This is a genomic window from Flexibacter flexilis DSM 6793, assembly GCF_900112255.1.
In the GTDB taxonomy this organism is placed as follows: Bacteria; Bacteroidota; Bacteroidia; order Cytophagales; family Flexibacteraceae; genus Flexibacter; species Flexibacter flexilis.
On record NZ_FOLE01000005.1, the window covers coordinates 274,691 to 293,136 of the forward strand.

General features: G+C 38.5%; 16 protein-coding genes and 1 pseudogene. 12 read left to right on the top strand and 5 right to left on the bottom strand.

Going from position 1 to position 18,446, the window contains the following annotated elements; translation table 11 throughout:
- Positions 1–11: 11 nt before the first annotated feature.
- Together BM090_RS10320 and BM090_RS10325 are read right to left on the bottom strand one after the other, a co-directional pair.
- Positions 12–791, bottom strand: coding sequence for a DUF475 domain-containing protein (locus BM090_RS10320; protein ID WP_091512020.1), 780 nt, complete (start codon positions 789–791; stop codon positions 12–14).
- Positions 792–949: 158 nt separating this feature from the next.
- The gene (locus tag BM090_RS10325) at positions 950–1,168 is read right to left on the bottom strand and encodes a hypothetical protein (RefSeq protein ID WP_091512023.1); all 219 of its coding nucleotides are present in this window, start codon (positions 1,166–1,168) and stop codon (positions 950–952) included.
- A 269-nt stretch (positions 1,169–1,437) separates the two neighbouring features.
- Here BM090_RS10325 and BM090_RS10330 point away from each other — a divergent pair, with 269 nt between their 5' ends.
- The 9 genes from BM090_RS10330 (at position 1,438) to BM090_RS10370 (ending at position 13,925) form a co-directional block, all read left to right on the top strand.
- Positions 1,438–3,864: a penicillin acylase family protein gene (locus tag BM090_RS10330; protein ID WP_091512027.1), complete on the top strand. Its 2,427-nt coding sequence runs from the start codon at positions 1,438–1,440 to the stop codon at positions 3,862–3,864.
- A 77-nt stretch (positions 3,865–3,941) separates the two neighbouring features.
- Entirely contained in the window at positions 3,942–5,123 is a 1,182-nt protein-coding gene (locus tag BM090_RS10335; RefSeq protein ID WP_091512030.1) for a mechanosensitive ion channel family protein, read from the top strand.
- 119 nt (positions 5,124–5,242) lie between these two features.
- Positions 5,243–6,019, top strand: a complete 777-nt coding sequence (locus BM090_RS10340) for a hypothetical protein (RefSeq protein WP_091512034.1) — start codon at positions 5,243–5,245, stop codon at positions 6,017–6,019.
- Positions 6,020–6,161: 142 nt separating this feature from the next.
- On the top strand, positions 6,162–6,581 hold the full coding sequence (locus BM090_RS10345; RefSeq protein WP_091512038.1) for a PH domain-containing protein: 420 nt from the start codon (positions 6,162–6,164) through the stop codon (positions 6,579–6,581).
- A 345-nt stretch (positions 6,582–6,926) separates the two neighbouring features.
- Positions 6,927–7,364 (top strand): MarR family winged helix-turn-helix transcriptional regulator, encoded by a 438-nt coding sequence (locus tag BM090_RS10350; protein ID WP_091512041.1) that lies wholly within the window; start codon positions 6,927–6,929, stop codon positions 7,362–7,364.
- 51 nt (positions 7,365–7,415) lie between these two features.
- On the top strand, positions 7,416–8,723 hold the full coding sequence (locus BM090_RS10355) for a serine hydrolase domain-containing protein (protein ID WP_091512044.1): 1,308 nt from the start codon (positions 7,416–7,418) through the stop codon (positions 8,721–8,723).
- Positions 8,724–9,480: 757 nt separating this feature from the next.
- A complete protein-coding gene (locus BM090_RS10360; RefSeq protein ID WP_091512048.1) occupies positions 9,481–10,698 on the top strand; it encodes a DNA cytosine methyltransferase in 1,218 nt (405 codons plus the stop codon).
- On the top strand, positions 10,698–12,992 hold the full coding sequence (locus tag BM090_RS10365) for a sensor histidine kinase (RefSeq protein WP_091512051.1): 2,295 nt from the start codon (positions 10,698–10,700) through the stop codon (positions 12,990–12,992). The genes BM090_RS10360 and BM090_RS10365 overlap by 1 nt, the downstream gene beginning before the upstream one ends.
- A gap of 6 nt (positions 12,993–12,998) precedes the next feature.
- Positions 12,999–13,925, top strand: coding sequence for a response regulator (locus BM090_RS10370; protein ID WP_091512054.1), 927 nt, complete (start codon positions 12,999–13,001; stop codon positions 13,923–13,925).
- A 73-nt stretch (positions 13,926–13,998) separates the two neighbouring features.
- On the opposite strand, the gene BM090_RS10375 is transcribed toward BM090_RS10370, so the two are convergent.
- The 3 genes from BM090_RS10375 to BM090_RS10385 are packed head-to-tail and all read right to left on the bottom strand — an operon-like array spanning position 13,999 to position 15,773.
- Complete coding sequence (locus tag BM090_RS10375) at positions 13,999–14,322, bottom strand: helix-turn-helix domain-containing protein (protein ID WP_091512058.1); 324 nt, start codon at positions 14,320–14,322, stop codon at positions 13,999–14,001.
- 1 nt (position 14,323) lies between these two features.
- Positions 14,324–14,689, bottom strand: coding sequence for a hypothetical protein (locus tag BM090_RS10380; RefSeq protein WP_091512060.1), 366 nt, complete (start codon positions 14,687–14,689; stop codon positions 14,324–14,326).
- Positions 14,682–15,773 (bottom strand): DUF4407 domain-containing protein, encoded by a 1,092-nt coding sequence (locus BM090_RS10385; protein WP_091512064.1) that lies wholly within the window; start codon positions 15,771–15,773, stop codon positions 14,682–14,684. Before BM090_RS10385 ends, BM090_RS10380 begins: the two co-directional genes overlap by 8 nt.
- 441 nt (positions 15,774–16,214) lie before the next feature.
- Here BM090_RS10385 and BM090_RS10390 point away from each other — a divergent pair, with 441 nt between their 5' ends.
- The 3 genes and pseudogenes from BM090_RS10390 to BM090_RS18385 all read left to right on the top strand — a co-directional run bounded on the left by BM090_RS10390 (position 16,215) and on the right by BM090_RS18385 (position 18,245).
- Positions 16,215–17,318: a hypothetical protein gene (locus BM090_RS10390; RefSeq protein WP_091512066.1), complete on the top strand. Its 1,104-nt coding sequence runs from the start codon at positions 16,215–16,217 to the stop codon at positions 17,316–17,318.
- A gap of 78 nt (positions 17,319–17,396) precedes the next feature.
- Positions 17,397–18,056, top strand: a pseudogene (locus tag BM090_RS18755) (DNA adenine methylase).
- Between the two features lie 42 nt (positions 18,057–18,098).
- Complete coding sequence (locus BM090_RS18385; RefSeq protein ID WP_177199906.1) at positions 18,099–18,245, top strand: hypothetical protein; 147 nt, start codon at positions 18,099–18,101, stop codon at positions 18,243–18,245.
- Positions 18,246–18,446: the final 201 nt, after the last annotated feature.

Sequence of the window (18,446 nt, forward strand, 5' to 3'; positions counted from 1 at the left end):
ATTTCTTAGAATTATGCTTCTTTTCTTTTGGGAAAATTAAGTAAAATAGACGAAAGTACAGGAACTACAAATATAGTTACGGTGGCTATCGAAATATACAAATCCGCTTCATGGCCATTGATAAACTTCACTACTGGCGTTGGATCTAAGAAATCAAAGGCAAATGAAAGTAACAATTTGAGACCTAACACTGCAATTACTATAAAAGCGATGGATTCCAGAAAGGGGAAGCGTCCTAATAATTTTACAAAAATTTGGGAAACAAAACGCATGGCCAAAATACCAATAAACACGCCAGCCCAAATCAAATATAAGTTATCGGTATAGGCTACGGCGGCCAGTACGTTATCAATCGAAAAAGCCAAATCCATAATTTCGACCATCAAAACCGTTGACCAAAACGGCCCCAAACGCCCCATCGTGGACTTATACAAACGATTTTCTGTTTTATTCAAGGTATCGTCTTCGGGTTCGGGAGTGGATTTGGTACGGAAATAATCGTATGTAAGGTACAGTAAGTAAATCCCGCCCACAGCCTTTAACCATACAATTTGGATGATATAAGAGGCGAAAAACAGGCAAACACCCCGAAACGCATACGCGCCAATGATACCGTATTTTAACGCACGCCCTCTGTCTTTCTCAGGCAAATCCATGACCATTGTAGCCAAAACAGCCGCATTATCAATGGAAAGCAGACTTTCAATAAAAAACAGGTTCAGAACAATAAAGCCCGCCGCTTCAGCATCATTGCCAAATACTTGAGAAAACAAATTCAGTAGTATGTTCATTGGTTGTATAAGTGATAGTTGAGTGTAGCCCTTCCAATTTTAAATCAAAATATATCTGTTTGAAAAAACAGAAAATTGAGTGCAATATTATAATAAGAATTGAAATATCCTTTATTTGAGGCTACTTTTTATCCACAACAAGCCAATTGCTATGATACTTAGTCTTTTGTGATAGTTTCAGTGTGTTTATTTTTCAAAGAGGCTGTGATTGGTTCTGCGTGATTGTGAAGGGGTTGCACGCGCACTGCACGTCCGACTTCTGCCGTTTTTTGCCATACATGAGACTGTGGGCTATTTAATTTATAGACACCCAAAAGCAAAAATAACATGGCTGCTTTTGCTCCAAAAGGCAAGTCATAATAGTGTTTCTTTTCCATAGCTACAATATTGTATTAAAATTTTATTATTTTATACCTTTAAAAGATGTAAGGTAAACAGTAGGAAGCCGATTTTTTTAATATTTTCAACTACCTCCATTAAAAATTTGATGCAATTTAAAATTATTATTATAAATAATAACAAATAGTTGATTATTTTTTTATTAAATTAATAATCTGACAATGTTACAATTCTTCCAAAAACACTGTATTCTTGGCTGCTGATTTGTTTTTTACTAACTTATCGCTCAGAATATTCCAATTAACCAATGAAAAGAAAAATTATAGCTTTTTTAGTAACAGCCCTCTGTGTGGGGCTGGTCGTGGCACTTAACACCCAGTTCGGGACGGTGCCACCTATGGGCAAATTGCTCAATCCGTTTACGGGTTTTTGGCAAAATGCCGAAACACCAACACAAGCCATTTCCAGCGAAGAAATTACCCTTACAGGTTGCCAGCAACCTGTGCGCATTCTGCTCGATAGCAATGCAGTGCCGCATATTTTCGCCCAAAATACCCATGATTTATATTGGGCACAAGGCTATGTTACGGCTAAAAATCGTTTGTGGCAAATGGAGTTCCTAACGCGTGTAGCCGCAGGCCGTATCAGTGAAGTAGTCGGCGACAAAGCCCTCGAATACGACCGTTTCCAACGACGTATCGGCATGGTAAAAGGCGCGGAAGCCTCACTCGAAGCCATGATGGCCGAAGCCAGCACGCGCGAAGTGCTCAACGCTTACGCCGACGGCGTGAACGCTTACATCAATAGCCTGTCGATTGGTGAGTTGCCTGTGGAGTACAAAATTTTGGATTATAAACCCGAAACTTGGACGCCACTCAAAACCGCGCTTTTGCTCAAGCTCATGGCCTACGATTTGGCGGGCTATTCGGATGATATGTACATGACCAACGCCGTGCGCCAATACGGAAAAGCCGTTGTAGATTCATTGTTCCCGAATTATCCGCACGTGGCTGAGCCAATTGTTCCGCGCGGTACGAAATGGGATTTTGAGCCGCTGCCAGTGCCTGCCACGCCCAATCCTGCTTGGCAAGCCGAAGCCACGCCTTTCCGCAAACAAAACCCAGACCACGAACTGGGCAGTAACAACTGGGCGGTAAGTGGCCAAAAAACGGCAACAGGTTTGCCCATGCTCGCCAACGACCCGCATTTGCAACTAAATTTACCTTCGATTTGGTTTCAGGTACAGTTAGTTAGCCCGCAAGTAAACGTGTACGGCGCGGCTCTTCCTGGTGCGCCTTGCGTGATTAGCGGTTTTAATCAGGATGTGGCGTGGGGCGTAACCAACGTTTACGCCGACGTGATGGACTGGTACGACATTCGATTTAAGGACAATTCGCGCCGCGAATATTGGTACAACAACGCTTGGCAAAAAGTAACCGTCAAAATTGAAGAAATTAAGATTAAAGGCAAGCCAACGCTTTACGATACAGTATTTTACACACATCACGGGCCAATCACTTACACGCACCAATCCGACAAGGCATTCAAGGATTACGCGCCGCGCGGCCATGCTTTGCGCTGGATTGCCCACGATAAGGCCAACGAACTCAAAACCTTTTTGGGATTGAATCAGGCCAAAAACTATGATGAATATGTAACGGCACTTTCGTTTTATGGTTGCCCAGCCCAAAACTTTGTTTTTGCTTCCAATCAAAATGACATTGGGCTTTGGTGTAATGGCAAATATCCGCTGAAATGGCGCGAACAAGGCAAATTTTTGCTTGATGGCAGCAATCCAGCGCACGAATGGCAAGCCTTTTTACCACACGACCACATTCCGCACGTCAAAAACCCACCACGTCAGTTTGTAAGCTCGGCCAATCAGGTTTCGGCAGACAGCACTTACCCGTATTATTTGCAATGGGAATATTCCAACTACGAACGCGGCAAACGTATTAACGAACGCCTCGCGGCCATGAGCAACATTACGCCCGATAGTTTGCGCAATTTACAAAACGACAATTTCAATGTGGCAGCGCGTAATTTCATGCCTATTTTTACCGAAAACATGAAAAATTTTCAGGCGAAAGGCACAGAAAAACAAGCACTTGAGGCCGTTAGCACTTGGAATATGTGGAACAATACCAACGAAATCGGGGCGACAGTGTTCCATGAATGGCTAACCGTACTCATGGACATGGTTTGGGCGGATGATTTTGGCGGAAATATGCGCTACCCGTCCCGCGACCAAACGCTTTTTATGATGCGCGAACAAAGCCATTCGCACTGGTTCGACGATCGCCGCACCAAAGCCCGCGAAACCATGAACACCCAAGTACAAGCCGCTTTCCGCAAGGCTGTGGCCAATATTACCGAAAAACAAGGTGCATTTGGCGAAAATTGGCAGTGGGTCAAATTCAAAAGCACTGACATTTTGCATATTGCCAAAATACCAGGGTTTAATAGAAATGATTTGAATATTGGCGGCGGTTCGGGCATCGTGAACGCCACAGGCCCCCGCAACGGCGCGTCGTGGCGCATGGTGGTAGCTCTGGGCAAAGAGCCGCAAGCCTTCGGCATTTACCCCGGTGGACAGTCGGGAAATGTGGGTAGTCCATTCTACGACAACATGATAGACATTTGGGCAAAAGGCACACTCAAACCGCTTTTGTATTTGCATTCGGCAGACGACAAGGCGCAAGGCGTAGCCGCCACACTGAACATACAACCGTAATTCAAGCATTATCCTATCACCTCCCAAAACCTATCAGACTTTTGCATGCTGATAGGTTTTTTTAAATTTGGCCTTCTATGAATCAGCAAGAACTTTTACAAAAGCTCACCCAAGCGGCTTGGGTGTTGGGCGTGTTGGCCGTTGCGGCCATTGTTATTTTTTTTATCAATTGGTTGTTTAATCTGCTGCGTAAAAAAGTCATTAGCAATCGCTATGAAATTTCTAAAGGTGTGCGCTTGGGCAAACATCAGATTCTGGACGCGCACCAAGTGGCCGAAGCCCTGCTCCTACTGCTCAATATCCTGAATTTAAGCATTTTGGCGATTGGTTTGTACTTGGTTTTTTCCGTGCTGCTCAGTTTGTTTCCTGCCACGCAGCCCTACGCCGATTTGTTGTTAGAATATTTACTTAAACCCATCCGCAACATAGCGCACGCCGTACTGGACTATATTCCGAATGCCTTTACTATCACTATTATTTTTGTTTTTGTAAGGTATTTGCTCAAAATACTGCGCAGCATCAGCGAACGCATCAGTTCCCAACGCATCAAGATTCAGGGATTTTATCCCGAATGGGCAGTTCCAACGTACAAACTGGTTAGAGCCTTGATTTTTATGTTTACGTTCGTGGCGATTTTCCCGTATTTGCCAGGGTCGGACTCGCGGGTTTTCCAGGGCGTTTCTGTGTTTTTGGGCGTACTGATTTCGGTGGGTTCGTCTTCGTCTATTTCCAATATTGTTTCGGGCATTTTGATAACGTATATGCGGCCTTTCAAAATAGGCGACTACATCAAAGTCGGGGACGTGAGCGGCGTGGTAATGGGCAAAGATTTGCTGGTTACACGCATTCGTTCGTTCAAAAACGAGGATATTACCATTCCCAATTCTACGATTTTGTCCAGCAATTCCACCAACTACACGTCGTCGGGCAACTATGTGTTCAACACCAGCATAACCATTGGCTACGACACATCGTGGCGCACCATACACGAACTACTCACCGCCGCCGCCTTGCGCACCCAAGGCATTTCGGCCAGTCCCGAACCTTTTGTTTTGCAAACAGCCCTGAACGATTTTTATGTGAGCTACGAACTAAACGCCTACTCGGACAATAGCGTTCGGCTGGATTTGGTGTATTCGGCACTGCACCAACACATACACGACACCTTCGACGAGGCAGGTGTAGAAATCATGTCGCCGCACTACACGGCCTTCCGCGACGGCAACAGCAGCACCGTGCCTTCTTTGCGCAAGAAATAATATTTGCAAAAACGCAGCAAATGTAGGATTTTGCAAAGGAATGGCAGGCAAGGTGCTTGCTTGGTACTATGATGTTCGTTTATGCGGATGTTACAGGCATATTTATAAAGACATAGACAATGAAAGAAAACGGAATAAACAGACTACATTTTTTTTACATCGTGGGCATTTTAATTGCAATTATTATATGCTTACTAACATTTGACTTTGGTAATAACCAAAACCTACTCGCTTATCTATCATTCGCCTTGACGGTAACATCATTGTTCCTGTCATTATTGGCAATTATTTATGCATATTATTCAAACAGTTCCTTTTCTGACACCATTTCAACCTTAAACAAATCAAGTAATGACATTGCTTCCAATTCAAAAAATTTAGAAGAAATCACAAAACAACTTGACCTTAAATTTGAAAAACTACCTCAGTTAATAAAAGCAATTGAAGAAAAAGTTGACATGACTAATGCTTTTCTTGCCAACCAATACGAAAGAAATAATACAGCTCCGAACGCTCAACCAGATGAAAATTTGCCACAAACCTTTATTGACAATTTTTTTACTTACAGCTCGACAATGGGACTTTATGCTTTGTATGCAGTATATCTTAATTACAAAAACAAAAAGACCTTTACTTTAAAAGCACTCAACGAAGTTAGCGACTTACTTGTATTGGAATATACAAGGGGATTTTTAACATCAGCATCTTCATTTGGCGTATTCTCACGTGTAGACTATTCCGAGACTTGGACAATAACTGGTTTTAATAATGAAATCGGACAACGAATAAAGGCAATAGTTTATGAGAGAGCAAAGGTTGACAAAGAAGAAGACAGCAAAGGTTTTTTATACTCGCAAATCGACAGAATAGAAAAATATTTAGGAGAGGAAAAATAAACGTGCGATAACACGGTTTTTGCGTAAGGTGGGCTAATGTGCAAAATTGGAACTTTGTGCTCCGAAACCCCGCCTTCGCCAAGCCGCCAACCGTTAGGCGGTATTGAAAAACAAAATATCACTAAAATAAAGACAGTTTGAAATGAAGAAAATATATAAATCAAAAATCGGACTTGAATTAGTAATTTTTCTTGTGTCCGTATTTGGGACAGTTTTAGCGATAACCGTAAGCCAAAAACCAAGTTGGATAGGAATTGTAATTCTTTTACCTGTCATTCTTTTTGTTGTTCAGATGCTTATGACAACAGACTATACAATAGACAGCGACAAACTGACAATAAAGTGTGGTTTTTTGTACAATAAAAGCATTGACATTAAAACAATAACAAAGATTATGGAAACAAATAATCCACTCAGTTCACCCGCCGCCTCGCTTGACCGACTTGAAATTAATTATGGAAAATTTGAATCAGTTTTAATTTCACCAAAACAAAAGTCTGAATTTATCAATGACATTAAAGAACTAAATCCAAGTGTTGAAGTAAAGTACAAAAAGAAATAAAATGAAGCACTTAACACTACAAGACAATAAAAACACCTGCCACCAACACGGTTTTTGCGAAGGCGGGCTAATGTGCAAAATTGGAACTTTGTGCTAAAAAATCCCCGCCTTTACAATTACAAGTACGTGTAAAAGACGACACAAGGACTTTAGTCCAAGCCAAATATTTGCAGACATTGACTTCATTTGGTAGTAATAAATGATTAGTAGTCATATAGTTACACCTAAAAATCTACCCCAAAAATACCTTTTTTTTCTACGATTATTTTTTTTGCAAAAATAAATATGCTCAAAAAGTTGTCACGTAATTGATATATCAACTATATTTATATCAAACAAATTCGCATGGATATTAAAAACCCAACAGGAACAGTCCTTTATTCCATTGAACAAGCGATTAAAGAGTATCGAAAAATCGCACAGAAGAATATTTCTAAGATTGTAAAGGACATTACGATAGACCAATGTTTGGTTTTGATAATACTGGACAAGGATGCCACTATTTCTCAAAAGGAATTGGCCCGTCTTGTATTTAAAGATGAGGCTTCTATCACAAGAATGATAGAGCTGATGGTCAAAAAAGAATATCTAATCAGGACTATTCACACGGAAGACAGACGAAAATTCAATCTTGAAATAACTCAAAAAGGAGCCGCAACGCTTGAATTGATAAGTCCTGTTATTGCACTAAACAGGGAAACTGCTTTGCATGGCTTTTCCTTGGAAGAAATAGCATTATTAGACAAAATGCTCCAGAAAATAATTACGAATTGTAAAAGCTAAAAAAATGAAATTAAAGACAAGATTTTAACAGCAAATAATCAAACACAATCCATGAGAATATTCTTCATATTTCTGCTTTTACCGACAGTAATTTTTGCACAAAAAAACGTATCCGATAATCTTGAAAAATATATGCAAGCACAAGTGGACATAAATAATTTTAGTGGAACAGTGCTTGTTACAAAAAAAGGTTCGGTTTTGTTGAAAAAATCGTATGGTTTGGCCGACTACGAATGGAATATAAAAAATACTACCGATACAAAATATAGTTTAGCTTCTGTAAGTAAGCAATTTACCGCAGTAGCCATTTTGCAATTAGTAAACAACAACCAATTATCACTTGACGATAAATTAAGTAAATTTTTCCCAACTTTTCCGAAAGGCGATAGCATTACAATTCATACATTACTTTGCCACATGTCTGGTTTACAAATGGATTTTGATGAATTATATTTGAATAATGTATCAATTACACAAGATTCGGTATTAAAATATATTGCACAAAAAAATCTCTTATTTTCGCCTAAAACTAATACTGCTTATAGCAATATCGGTTACTATTTACTTGCTCGTATCATCGAAAAAATATCTGGTCAAAGCTATGCCAAATACCTAAAAACGAATATATTTGAGAAAGTAAAAATGAATAATACAGGAGTAATTACCAACGATGAACTGATAAATAAACGAGCAAAAAACTATATATTTATTGACAATAAATACATACATAATCCCTATATCAATTGGGAATATAACATCGGACATGACGGAATTTATTCTACCGTTGATGATTTGGCTATTTGGGACAAAGCACTTTATGGCACAAATATTCTGGCAACTGACATGAAAAAACGAATGTTTACGTCCTATAACGACCAACATTTTGGATATGGATTTATGATTAATCCATTTTATAATCAAGGACATCAGCTAATTGCGCATGATGGTGGTTTTTTCGGTGCACAGACTTCTTTTAACCGATTTACAGACGATAAACTTTTGGTAACTGTTTTGTCTAATAACCAATCTTCCTCCTATATGATTGCCTATGGACTTTCGGCAATTGCATTTGGAAAAGACGTTGAGATTCCATACAAGCACTCTCAAATAAAAATAGATACTGCTATTTGTAATAAATATGTAGGAAAATATGGGCAAGTTGAAATACTACAAAAAGACGGAAAATTATATTATAATAGTAAAGAAATTGAACTCATTCCTGAATCTAAAACAAAGTTTTTTAGGGCCGACAATCACGACAGAACAATTGAATTTATACAAGACAAATCGGGTAAATACAATGCTATAATTTTTACAAAAGCTGGCGTAAAAGAAGTAATAAAGAAAAATACGGAATAAAAACACGAACCACTGGACAAATAAACTTTCAAGTCCCGAACTTTTTGGATTAAAGTGCCATTTGCTTAATAAAAGTAACGTCTATACGATGAGTGAGATTTATTCTTTAGCAGAGGTTCATTTCAATAAATGCGAATCAATTCATTGATTATCAATAAATTGATTCGCATATTCAATTCCACTGCCACATCATTTGCTACACTTAATATATTGGTACATAAAAATAAAACTAATTACTTTTATATATCAGTAACATACAAAAGTATAAAAAAGAAAAAATTGCTTTGATAGAAAATAATCCTAACTATATAACATGGGTATCAGATAGTATCATGTTATGTGGAAAACTTTTTTTCAAACCGTGTCACCCTTTTTTGCTCCGAGAAACGTCTTGTATTTGTAATGATTTGTTTAAACCGAAAATTCACAGATTTTGTACTTTACAAAAATACTAAGCTACTGCTTTACACAGCAAATTAACCCTAATAGTAACAGATTCATTTAAAAATGAAAACTACTGCCCAATTACAAACAAGAGCAGTAATATGCAAAATGATTAGCCCAATAAACAAATTTACACCACAAACATTCTTTTTATTAAAAAAGATATATTTTTGCCTAGGACGTAGTAAAATTTATGGCAACAGTTTCTTTCTTATGCAACAACACAAGCGCATCAGAATAATTATTTAGAAAATTATTGAGGTAACTTCTAATGTACTAAACGTTGGTATTAGAAAAACGGTTAAATGCAACAATGAAAAACAAAAAAATATATACATACATAGATTTATTTGCTGGATGTGGTGGGCTTTCCCTTGGACTTAATCTTTCTGAATGGAAAGGATTATTTGCTATTGAAAAAAACCCTCAAGCTTTTCAGACCTTAGAACATAATTTAATTAAAAAAATAAATCACTTTGAATGGCCAGAATGGTTGCCGCAACAGGCACATGATATTGATACTGTAATCAAAAACTATTCTTATAATCTAAACAAGCTACAGGGAGAGGTAACCTTAATTGCAGGGGGGCCTCCTTGCCAAGGGTTCTCCATCGCAGGCCGCAGAAATGAAGATGATGAACGAAATACACTGATTAATTCCTACATAAAATTTGTTTCATTAGTAAGACCCAAACTCATTTTCTTTGAAAATGTAAAAGGGTTTACAATGGAATTTAAAAACAACAAGCAAAAGGGTAAAAAATATTCACAAATAGTAGCTGATAAATTGACGAAAGTAGGTTATCACGTTTATGGACAGCTAATTAATTTTGGTGATTATGGTGTTCCTCAAAAACGAACACGCTTCATTCTTGTTGGTATTAGAAAAGACATTAACAATTCTAACATTGAAAAAGCAAAGAGCTTTTTCAAGCTAATAGAGGAAAATAAATTCTCATTTTTAGCAGAAAAAAAATTGTCTGTAAGCCCAACTATTGAAGATGCCCTTTCTGATTTATTGAGTAATAATACTATTGATACTCCCGACAGAAAAGGATTTAAAAGTGGCATCTATCAAAAAGTAAAATCGGATTACCAGCGATACATTCGTAAAGGAAATGGTAACATTGAGATACCAAATAGTCATAGCTTTGCTAAGCACTCTCAAATAGTAACGGAACGTTTTCGTTATATACAATCCATTTCAACAGAATGTAAAAATATCCCTGAAAAACTAAAACGGCAACTTGGGTTAAATACGCAAGTACTAGTGCCATTACAAGCAAAAGAACAGGCCCCAACAGTTACTTCGCATCCTGACGATATGATACATTATTGTGAACCTCGTATTTTAACAGTACGAGAATGTGCAAGGCTCCAAAGTTTTCCTGACTGGTATACCTTTACAGGAAAATATACAACAGGTGGTGAGTTACGAAAAATAGAAGTACCAAGATATACACAAGTAGGTAACGCAATCCCTCCTTTATTTAGCGAACAAGCAGGGGCTATATTAAAACAACTTATTTAATGGTTAATTCGGAAAATTTTAAAATAAGTGCAGCCTTAAAAGATCTTATCGGAAAAGAGTTAATTACCGATGAGTTAGTTGCTGTATTTGAACTAGTCAAAAACTCTTTTGATGCAAATGCAACAAAAGTGGACGTCATTTTTGAAAACAATAATGATCCAACGAAGGCTCGAATCATCATCAAAGATAACGGGAAGGGAATGAACTATAGCGACCTAAAAAACAAATGGTTGTTTGTTGCTTATTCTGCCAAAAGAACAGGAAAAGAAAATGATGATTACAGGGATAAAATAAAATCACAAAGAATTTTTGCGGGAGCCAAAGGTGTTGGGCGTTTTTCGTGTGACAGATTAGGGAAAAACTTAAATTTAGTCTCAATAAAAAACGAAATTAATACAAAGATTGAAAATCTTATTGTTAATTGGGAAGATTTTGAAAATGCTGATGAGGAGGAATTTATCAATATTAAGGTTTCTCACAGCGAACTAGCAACAACTTCATATAATCTAACACATGGAACTGTTTTAGAAATTTCGGGACTTCGTGATAATTGGGATAGAAACAGAATTTTAAAGTTAAAAAAATCGTTAGCCAAACTCATCAACCCTGGACAAGAAAATGATAGCGATGAATTTGACATTCAAATAATCGCAAAAGATGAAGAACTTAAAGACAAAACAGAACAAAATCGCTTCGATATTGTAAATGGTTTTGTTAAAAACCTGATTTTTGAAACACTTGAAATTAAAACATCAAACATACTTGTTCAGATAAAAAATGATGTTATAGAAACTATTTTACAAGATAGGGGCGACCTTATTTATCATCTAAAGGAAAAAAATCCATATCCAGATTTAAAAAACATTTCTGTTTATCTCTTTCAACTTAATAGGACAGCTAAACTAAATTTCAAAAGAATGATGGGGGTTCACTCTGTTGAGTATGGCTCTGTTTTTGTGTATAAGAATGGGTTTCGTGTTTATCCCTATGGAGAAGAGGGTGAAGATTTACTACTAATAGATAGGCGGAAGCAACAGGGTTATAGTAGATACCTTGGCACAAGGGAATTAATAGGAAGAATTGAAATAAACGGCGAACAGTCTGGTTTAAATGAAACTACAAGTCGAGATGGTGGTCTGGTCAAAACAGATACTTACTCTCATTTAGTTGAGTTTTTCCATGAATATGCTTTAAAACGCTTAGAGAATTATGTTGTAAATATTATTCAATGGGGCGATGAACGAATTAATAAAGAGACAGGAGAAGTGGAAAGACCAGAACTTTGGGCTAAAGACGTCAAGGTTCAAATACTTGAACTGATATCAGGATTTATTAATCTTAAAAATTATATAGATGTTCAATATAACAAGGACTTTCTAAGAATAATTGAAAGTAAACAGGAACAGAGTGTTGATAAGATTGTAAAAAACATTCGCCAAGCTGCAACAAAGTCTGGTAACCCTGAGGTAATTAGAGAGGCAAAGAAAATTGAGCAGGCGGTCATGGCTTCAAGAAGTGACACTAAAAAGGCTGAGGAAAAAGCTACTATTGCAGAAAATAAAGTAAAACAGGTTGAACAAAAACTTGAAGCTGTTACAAGTCAAAAAAATTTTTTGCAGTCTGAGATTGGCGATGATACAAAAAATTTAGAAAGTATTTTACACCACATTGGTTTAACAACACCATTGATTAAAACAGAAATTGAGAAACTTGTAAAGGCTGTAAACAATAACGCCTCAAAAGGTGAATTGGAAATAATCTTAAAAAGATTGAGCCGACACAATGAAAAAATAACCTCATTCTCTAAGTATTTCAAGAAAGTTAACTTCAGTATTCACGACACAAATTTGGCAACAGACATTGTTGGATTTACAAATGAATACATTGAAAATGTTTACAAAAAACGAGATGATTTGCGGATAAATCGAGAATTACTGAATGTAACAATAAACACCCCAAATGATTTTGAACATAAAATCAAATTTAATCCAATTGATATGGTAATTGTGTTAGATAATTTGATTAGCAATTCATCAAAACACGGAGCATTAAAAGTTGAATTAACTTGGAGTAACACGCCCAAAGGCTTTCAGTTATTATTCAAAGATGATGGCAAAGGAATTAAAGACGATATTTTAGATGATATCTTTGATTTTGGTTTTACAACATCAAGACATGGCTCGGGCATCGGACTTTACCACGTAAGAGAAATAATTGAAAAACTAAACGGAACAATAACTGTAAACAACAAAACAAGTAAAGGTGTTGAATTTATCATTTCCTTTAAAAATTGAAAGTATATGAAATTTGAATACAAAATATTGTGGATTGACAATGATTTACAGAGTTATATTGATAACGACTCTGTGAGAGGCATTGAAGAATTTTTATTGGAAAAAGGCTTTGAACCAATAATTGAAAAAGTGTTTGACGAAGCTAACCTTGACCAATTCATTACAAAACACACCTATGATTTAATTATTTCGGATTACAATCTGAATAATACGACAGGAGATGTTGTTATTAAACAAATCCGAGATGAAAAGCATTTAGACACAGAAATTCTTTTTTATACAGCGCAAGACAGCTATATGAACAACGATCAAGTAATAAAAAATCTTGCTTTTAAAGAACGATTAACTTTTAAAGTTGGAAGAGATGGATTGTTTCAAAAAATTGAAAAAGTCATTGATCTAACTCTCAAAAAACTTCTTGAATTAAATGCAACACGAGGTTTAATTACAGCAGCCACAAGTGAATTAGATGTAGAAATAGAAGAAATTGTAATGCAATTAGTTTCTATGCAAAATAAAAGTGATAAGGATTTGAGACAAATCGTTACAGATAAAGTGTTTACTAAAATGGAAAGAACTGTCAATACTTTTTGGGGTAATTACAGTAATTTTCAAGACTATTTTCCAAAAATTGATGCTGTAAAAAAATGGGAAATTTTGCGATATTTATTGAAGCCATTGAAATCTAAAAAGCAAGAAATCAACACATTTTTAGAAAACAACAAAACATACCAAGACCAAGTTATTACAATTCGTAATCAGTTTGCTCACGTTAAAGCTGTAGAGGAAAATGGAGTGTTGAAATTAAAGGGGAAAGAAGATATAGAATTTGACGAAAACAAATGTATTGAAATTAGAAAAAATTTAATAGCTCACAAAGGATACATAGAAATATTGCGACAAATACTCAATGATAAAACAAATAATCTGTAGCACAGATTATCCCCGAAAAACCCCGTCCCCACCTCATTCCGAGCAGGAATAAAACGGGGACGGGGTGATTTACCTAACGCCTGCGTGTGGCAAGTTTCTGATTCGCATAGTCTTCCATGCTCAACAGCTTGCTTTCGTTCATGTATTGCAGCAGTTCGCCACGCTTACAAAACAGCCGCTTGCCTACCTTGTAAAACGTAAACGGAGACTTCCGACTACACGAATACTTATACAAAGTGCTTTTGGCAATGCCCAGCAAATTCGCGGCCTCACTCAACTGCATAAAATCACTATCAGAAGAACCCACAACCGTTTCCGCTTGGGACTCGTGCAGCAACTTGACCATCTGTTTGAGTTCCTGCAACTCTTGCATTATCGAAATAAAAGGATTTTCCATCTTAATTTGGGGTGTTTCGTTTCAAAAATTCATTCATGCGCCGTTGCGCCTCTTCCTTGTCCGCTGCTGCCTGCGCCTCCATCGAAGCCTTGTTCAATTTGAGCAATTGTTGATTGACTTCCACCTCCTTTCGGGCTTTTTGCAACTCGTCAAACTCCGCTCTTGGATGCGCCGCTTCGGCTTCTTGGGCGGGGGGCGGGAAATCTGCCACCACATCGGCCACAGACTCCTCGCCAAACCTTGCTTCTTTGTTGATGGGTGGAAGGTAAGCCGTGCTTTTAAACATGCTCATCGAAACAATCAGCATCAGAACACCGCCTACCAACAACCACATCACCGTATTTTCACCCAACAATTCGTCAAGCATATTCAGGTTCTTTCGGTTTACCCAAATTCACAAAGTCTCCGTTAATCTGCTCCCGAACAATATTCGACTCAACCAGACGATAACCCAAGTCTTGTCGAATGACTCCACTATTAGGGCTTGGATTCACCATTTCGTCCAAAAACGCATTCGCTATCTCCGTGCGAATCGCGATATTCTTCTGCGCCAATAATTGATTGCTCTTGGCCAAATCGGTGTAGTCTGTTTTTACCATTTGTTTAAGGATTAACACACAACTTTCAAAGAACACCGAGAAGGCAATCACTATCTTACTCCACAGCTCAAATGCCGTTTGGTGATATTCGTCGGCCTTGTCTTTGGCTTTTCCCAAGGCCGCACTGCGTTCCACAGGGGAGTAATGAGGCGTGGAACTTAGCCCCAGAATATCCTGTTTGGTCGCCGCTGCCACACTGTCCCGCTTAAATCCTGTTTCAGTGGAAGAAATTCGCCCTTCGAGGTCTTGGATTTTCTGCTCACACAAGGCAATATCATTCTTAATGATACCCGCCAACTGACCGTCACCCGCATTGCCGCTTACCTTTTGGCTGAAAGACACGCCACCTATTTCTTGCGCCAATTTGCTTTCCAAATCCGCTTTTTGCTGTCTCAAGCCTGTGAGCTGGTCTTGCAGCTCCTTTTTGCTGGCCAAATAATTACCCACCGCGTTGGTCATCGGTTCGATGGTGGCCAGTCGCTTTTGCTGGTAATTTTCCTCAATAGTCTGCGTGATTTCCTTGTCATAGACAACGTATTCGTTCACGGTATGCAGCATAAAAGTAACGCCCAACAGGAACATCAATCGAAACAATGCCCCTTTATTGCTTGCACTCCCGTACATAACGCGTTCGATTTGCAGCATAATGCCCCCATAAATAAAGAACAGAAAGGCCGCCACAAGATAGCTATTGGACACCGTCCAACCCAAATAAGCCATATTCGTGGCCGACAACAAAATCACCAGCCAAACACATAACCCCACCGCCCGTTGCATCATGCGAGAATGATTCGTGCATTGGGATAGCAGTCCCTCATCCGTAAAGGAGGCATACTCTAAAAACTTGCCCATTTTTGTATTATTTTTAGTTTTAACAATTAATTATATCAAGAAGCACTAAAAAAGATGGCAAGCATCGCCTTTCACCAACACTGAATTAATATTGAAAATAGTCTTGCAATTGCTCGAAAAATCCGTATAGAGGTAAACGAACAAACCGTTCAACTTCCAATGTATCCGCGCGGAAGTTTTCAGTGTGGTGCTGACATTATTTGTCAGTACCATTTTTTTGTTTTCTACTTCATGGCTAGCTACTCCAATCCGTACGAAATGATACTATTTTGAGTACTCACTCATCTCACAAAAAAACACATAAGTCATTGATTGGTAACAAAAGACTCAGTATCTTGCTGTAATGACAGGACAAAAGTCCGCAGAAAATCAAATGCTCTTTTTGATTTTCAACCTTTTTTTTAAAGTTGAAAATGTGTTCCACTCAATCTTTTTTTACTTATGCAGCACCTGACGGAAGAATTATGTTTTAAGCTCAAAAGCCTACGTGAATTTCATAGGGCAGGTCAAGAATTTAGCCTGAAGTTTGGCCTGAAAGTACAAGGCAAGTCTTTTGCCAAAGGTTGGTTTGGTCATGCGGTTGAAAACCCTGCTATTTTTGAAAAACACTTGGCTTCCTATGTTCCTGAAGCCATGCAATTGGCCGATGAACTGCTGGCCAAATACCGCAAACAAAAAGAAAATGAACCCATTATCTCCATGACGATGAAAGATGTGGAAGAATTTATAGCGGTCTCGGATGTGGAATTTGAGAAAGGCAACGTGGATGCTACGCTCAAATGTTACGGGATACTGACCAAAACCATGAACATGGAAAAATTGTCTGCTCAGAATCCTCTGCTCTATCGTGATTTGCATTTTGGCATTGCCAAAAATCTCATGCAACACGGCAGGGCTTTCCTTCATTTAAAGCCAATGGAAAGCATCAACAATGCCTTAGAAATCAATCGCTATGTGCCAAAAGACCCTCTTTTGTTGATGCGAATGCGCAATCTGAAAGGGCATATTCACCGCCAACATTCACCCACCCCCGAAGCCATTAAATATTATCAAGCAATCGCCCATGAAATAGATTCTTTTTCGTTGGGCAATCAAAAAGAACATTGGAAAGCCATGATGCAACATCAATTGGCCATCACTTTAGCTCATGACCAAAACCTGTTAAAACAACCAGACACCGCCACCCTCGCGTTACAACTTTTGGCCGAAAGTAACCGCTATTTTGATGATTTTGCTGATGAAAAATGGGCATTATTTACCCACATCAGAGAGTCAGAAATACAATTATTGGTAGGAAATAAAGACAAAGCAGGGGCGTTTTTGGACGGGTTGGAACATCGCCCTGACTTATTGCTTTCCTTGCCTTTGTCGCATCAGTCCATTTATTTGAGAGCCAATACCATTCGTTATGCCGTGACCGAAAACAAAGAAAATGCCTTGCGGTATTTAACTTCTGTTCAGGCATTTAACGAAAAACATAACTATGTAGGCCAGTTGGCTGTGATTCAAAAATACCAAGACCAACTGTTGGCAAAACTCAATTAACCTTTACCCAGAAAAAAGAGAAGCGATGACTACACCCACCTTGTTTATTTTCTAAACAAGTAAAAAATGCTACAATGGTTGAAAAGAAAAACCCCGATTAGTTACTATGGCGGAAAACAACAAATGGCCTCCAAAATCGCCAAAGCCATTCCCGCCCACCAACTCTATTGCGAACCCTTTTTTGGGGGCGGTGCCGTGTACTTTGCCAAAGAACCCTCTGAAATAGAGGTCATTGGGGATAAAAACGAAGTGGTCGCCAACTTCTATCAAGTCGCCCAAGACGAAGACTTGTTTCCACTTTTGCAAAAACTGGTGGTGGCCACCCCCTACGCCCGCCGCGAATGGGCAGAAGCCCGCAACGTTTGGCGCAATGCCGATTGCTTCTCTGACCTGAAAAAGGCGTGGGCGTTTCGGGTATTAAGTGCCATGTGTTTTAGTTCCAGTATCGGGAGCTGATTCGCCTTCGACAGAAACAGCAATACCGTCGCCAAACGCTTTTGCAACAAAAAGAAAAATTTCGGTGAACGAATCAGGGAACGCCTTTCGCAAACCTGTATCGAAAACATCTGCGCACTGGATTTGATAGCCGCCCGCGACACCGAAAACGCCTTTTTCTACATCGACCCACCGTATATTTCCGAGCGCATGGGCAGCAAAACAGGCAAAAACAAAGTGGATCAAGGCCATTATTCGGGTTATACCGTCCAAGATTATGACAATTTACTCACCTTGCTCTGAACCCTCAAAGGCAAGTTTATCCTCTCCAATTACCCCTCCGATTTGTTGGACAAACACGTGCAAGCCAATGGCCGAAAAACCCGAAGTGAAACCAAGGCTTTGCAGGCGGGTTCTAAGGTAAACGGCAAAGTTTCCAGTACCAAAACAGAAGTATTGGTCGCCAATTTTGATTTAGTAATTGATGTATAAGTCCATGAGCAATAATATTTTACCAGAAACAGAAACCCAAGAATCACCACAGCTACTGGCTGGACGAATCCAACTTTGTCTGGAAATTATTGCTGGCCAATTGCTCTCATAAAGAAATGATTTTGCTCTTGCTACTGCCTTGCAATTGCGTATAATCAGGCGGTGAAAGCCGCCTTTTTCTTTAGCCCTTTTTCTCTAAAT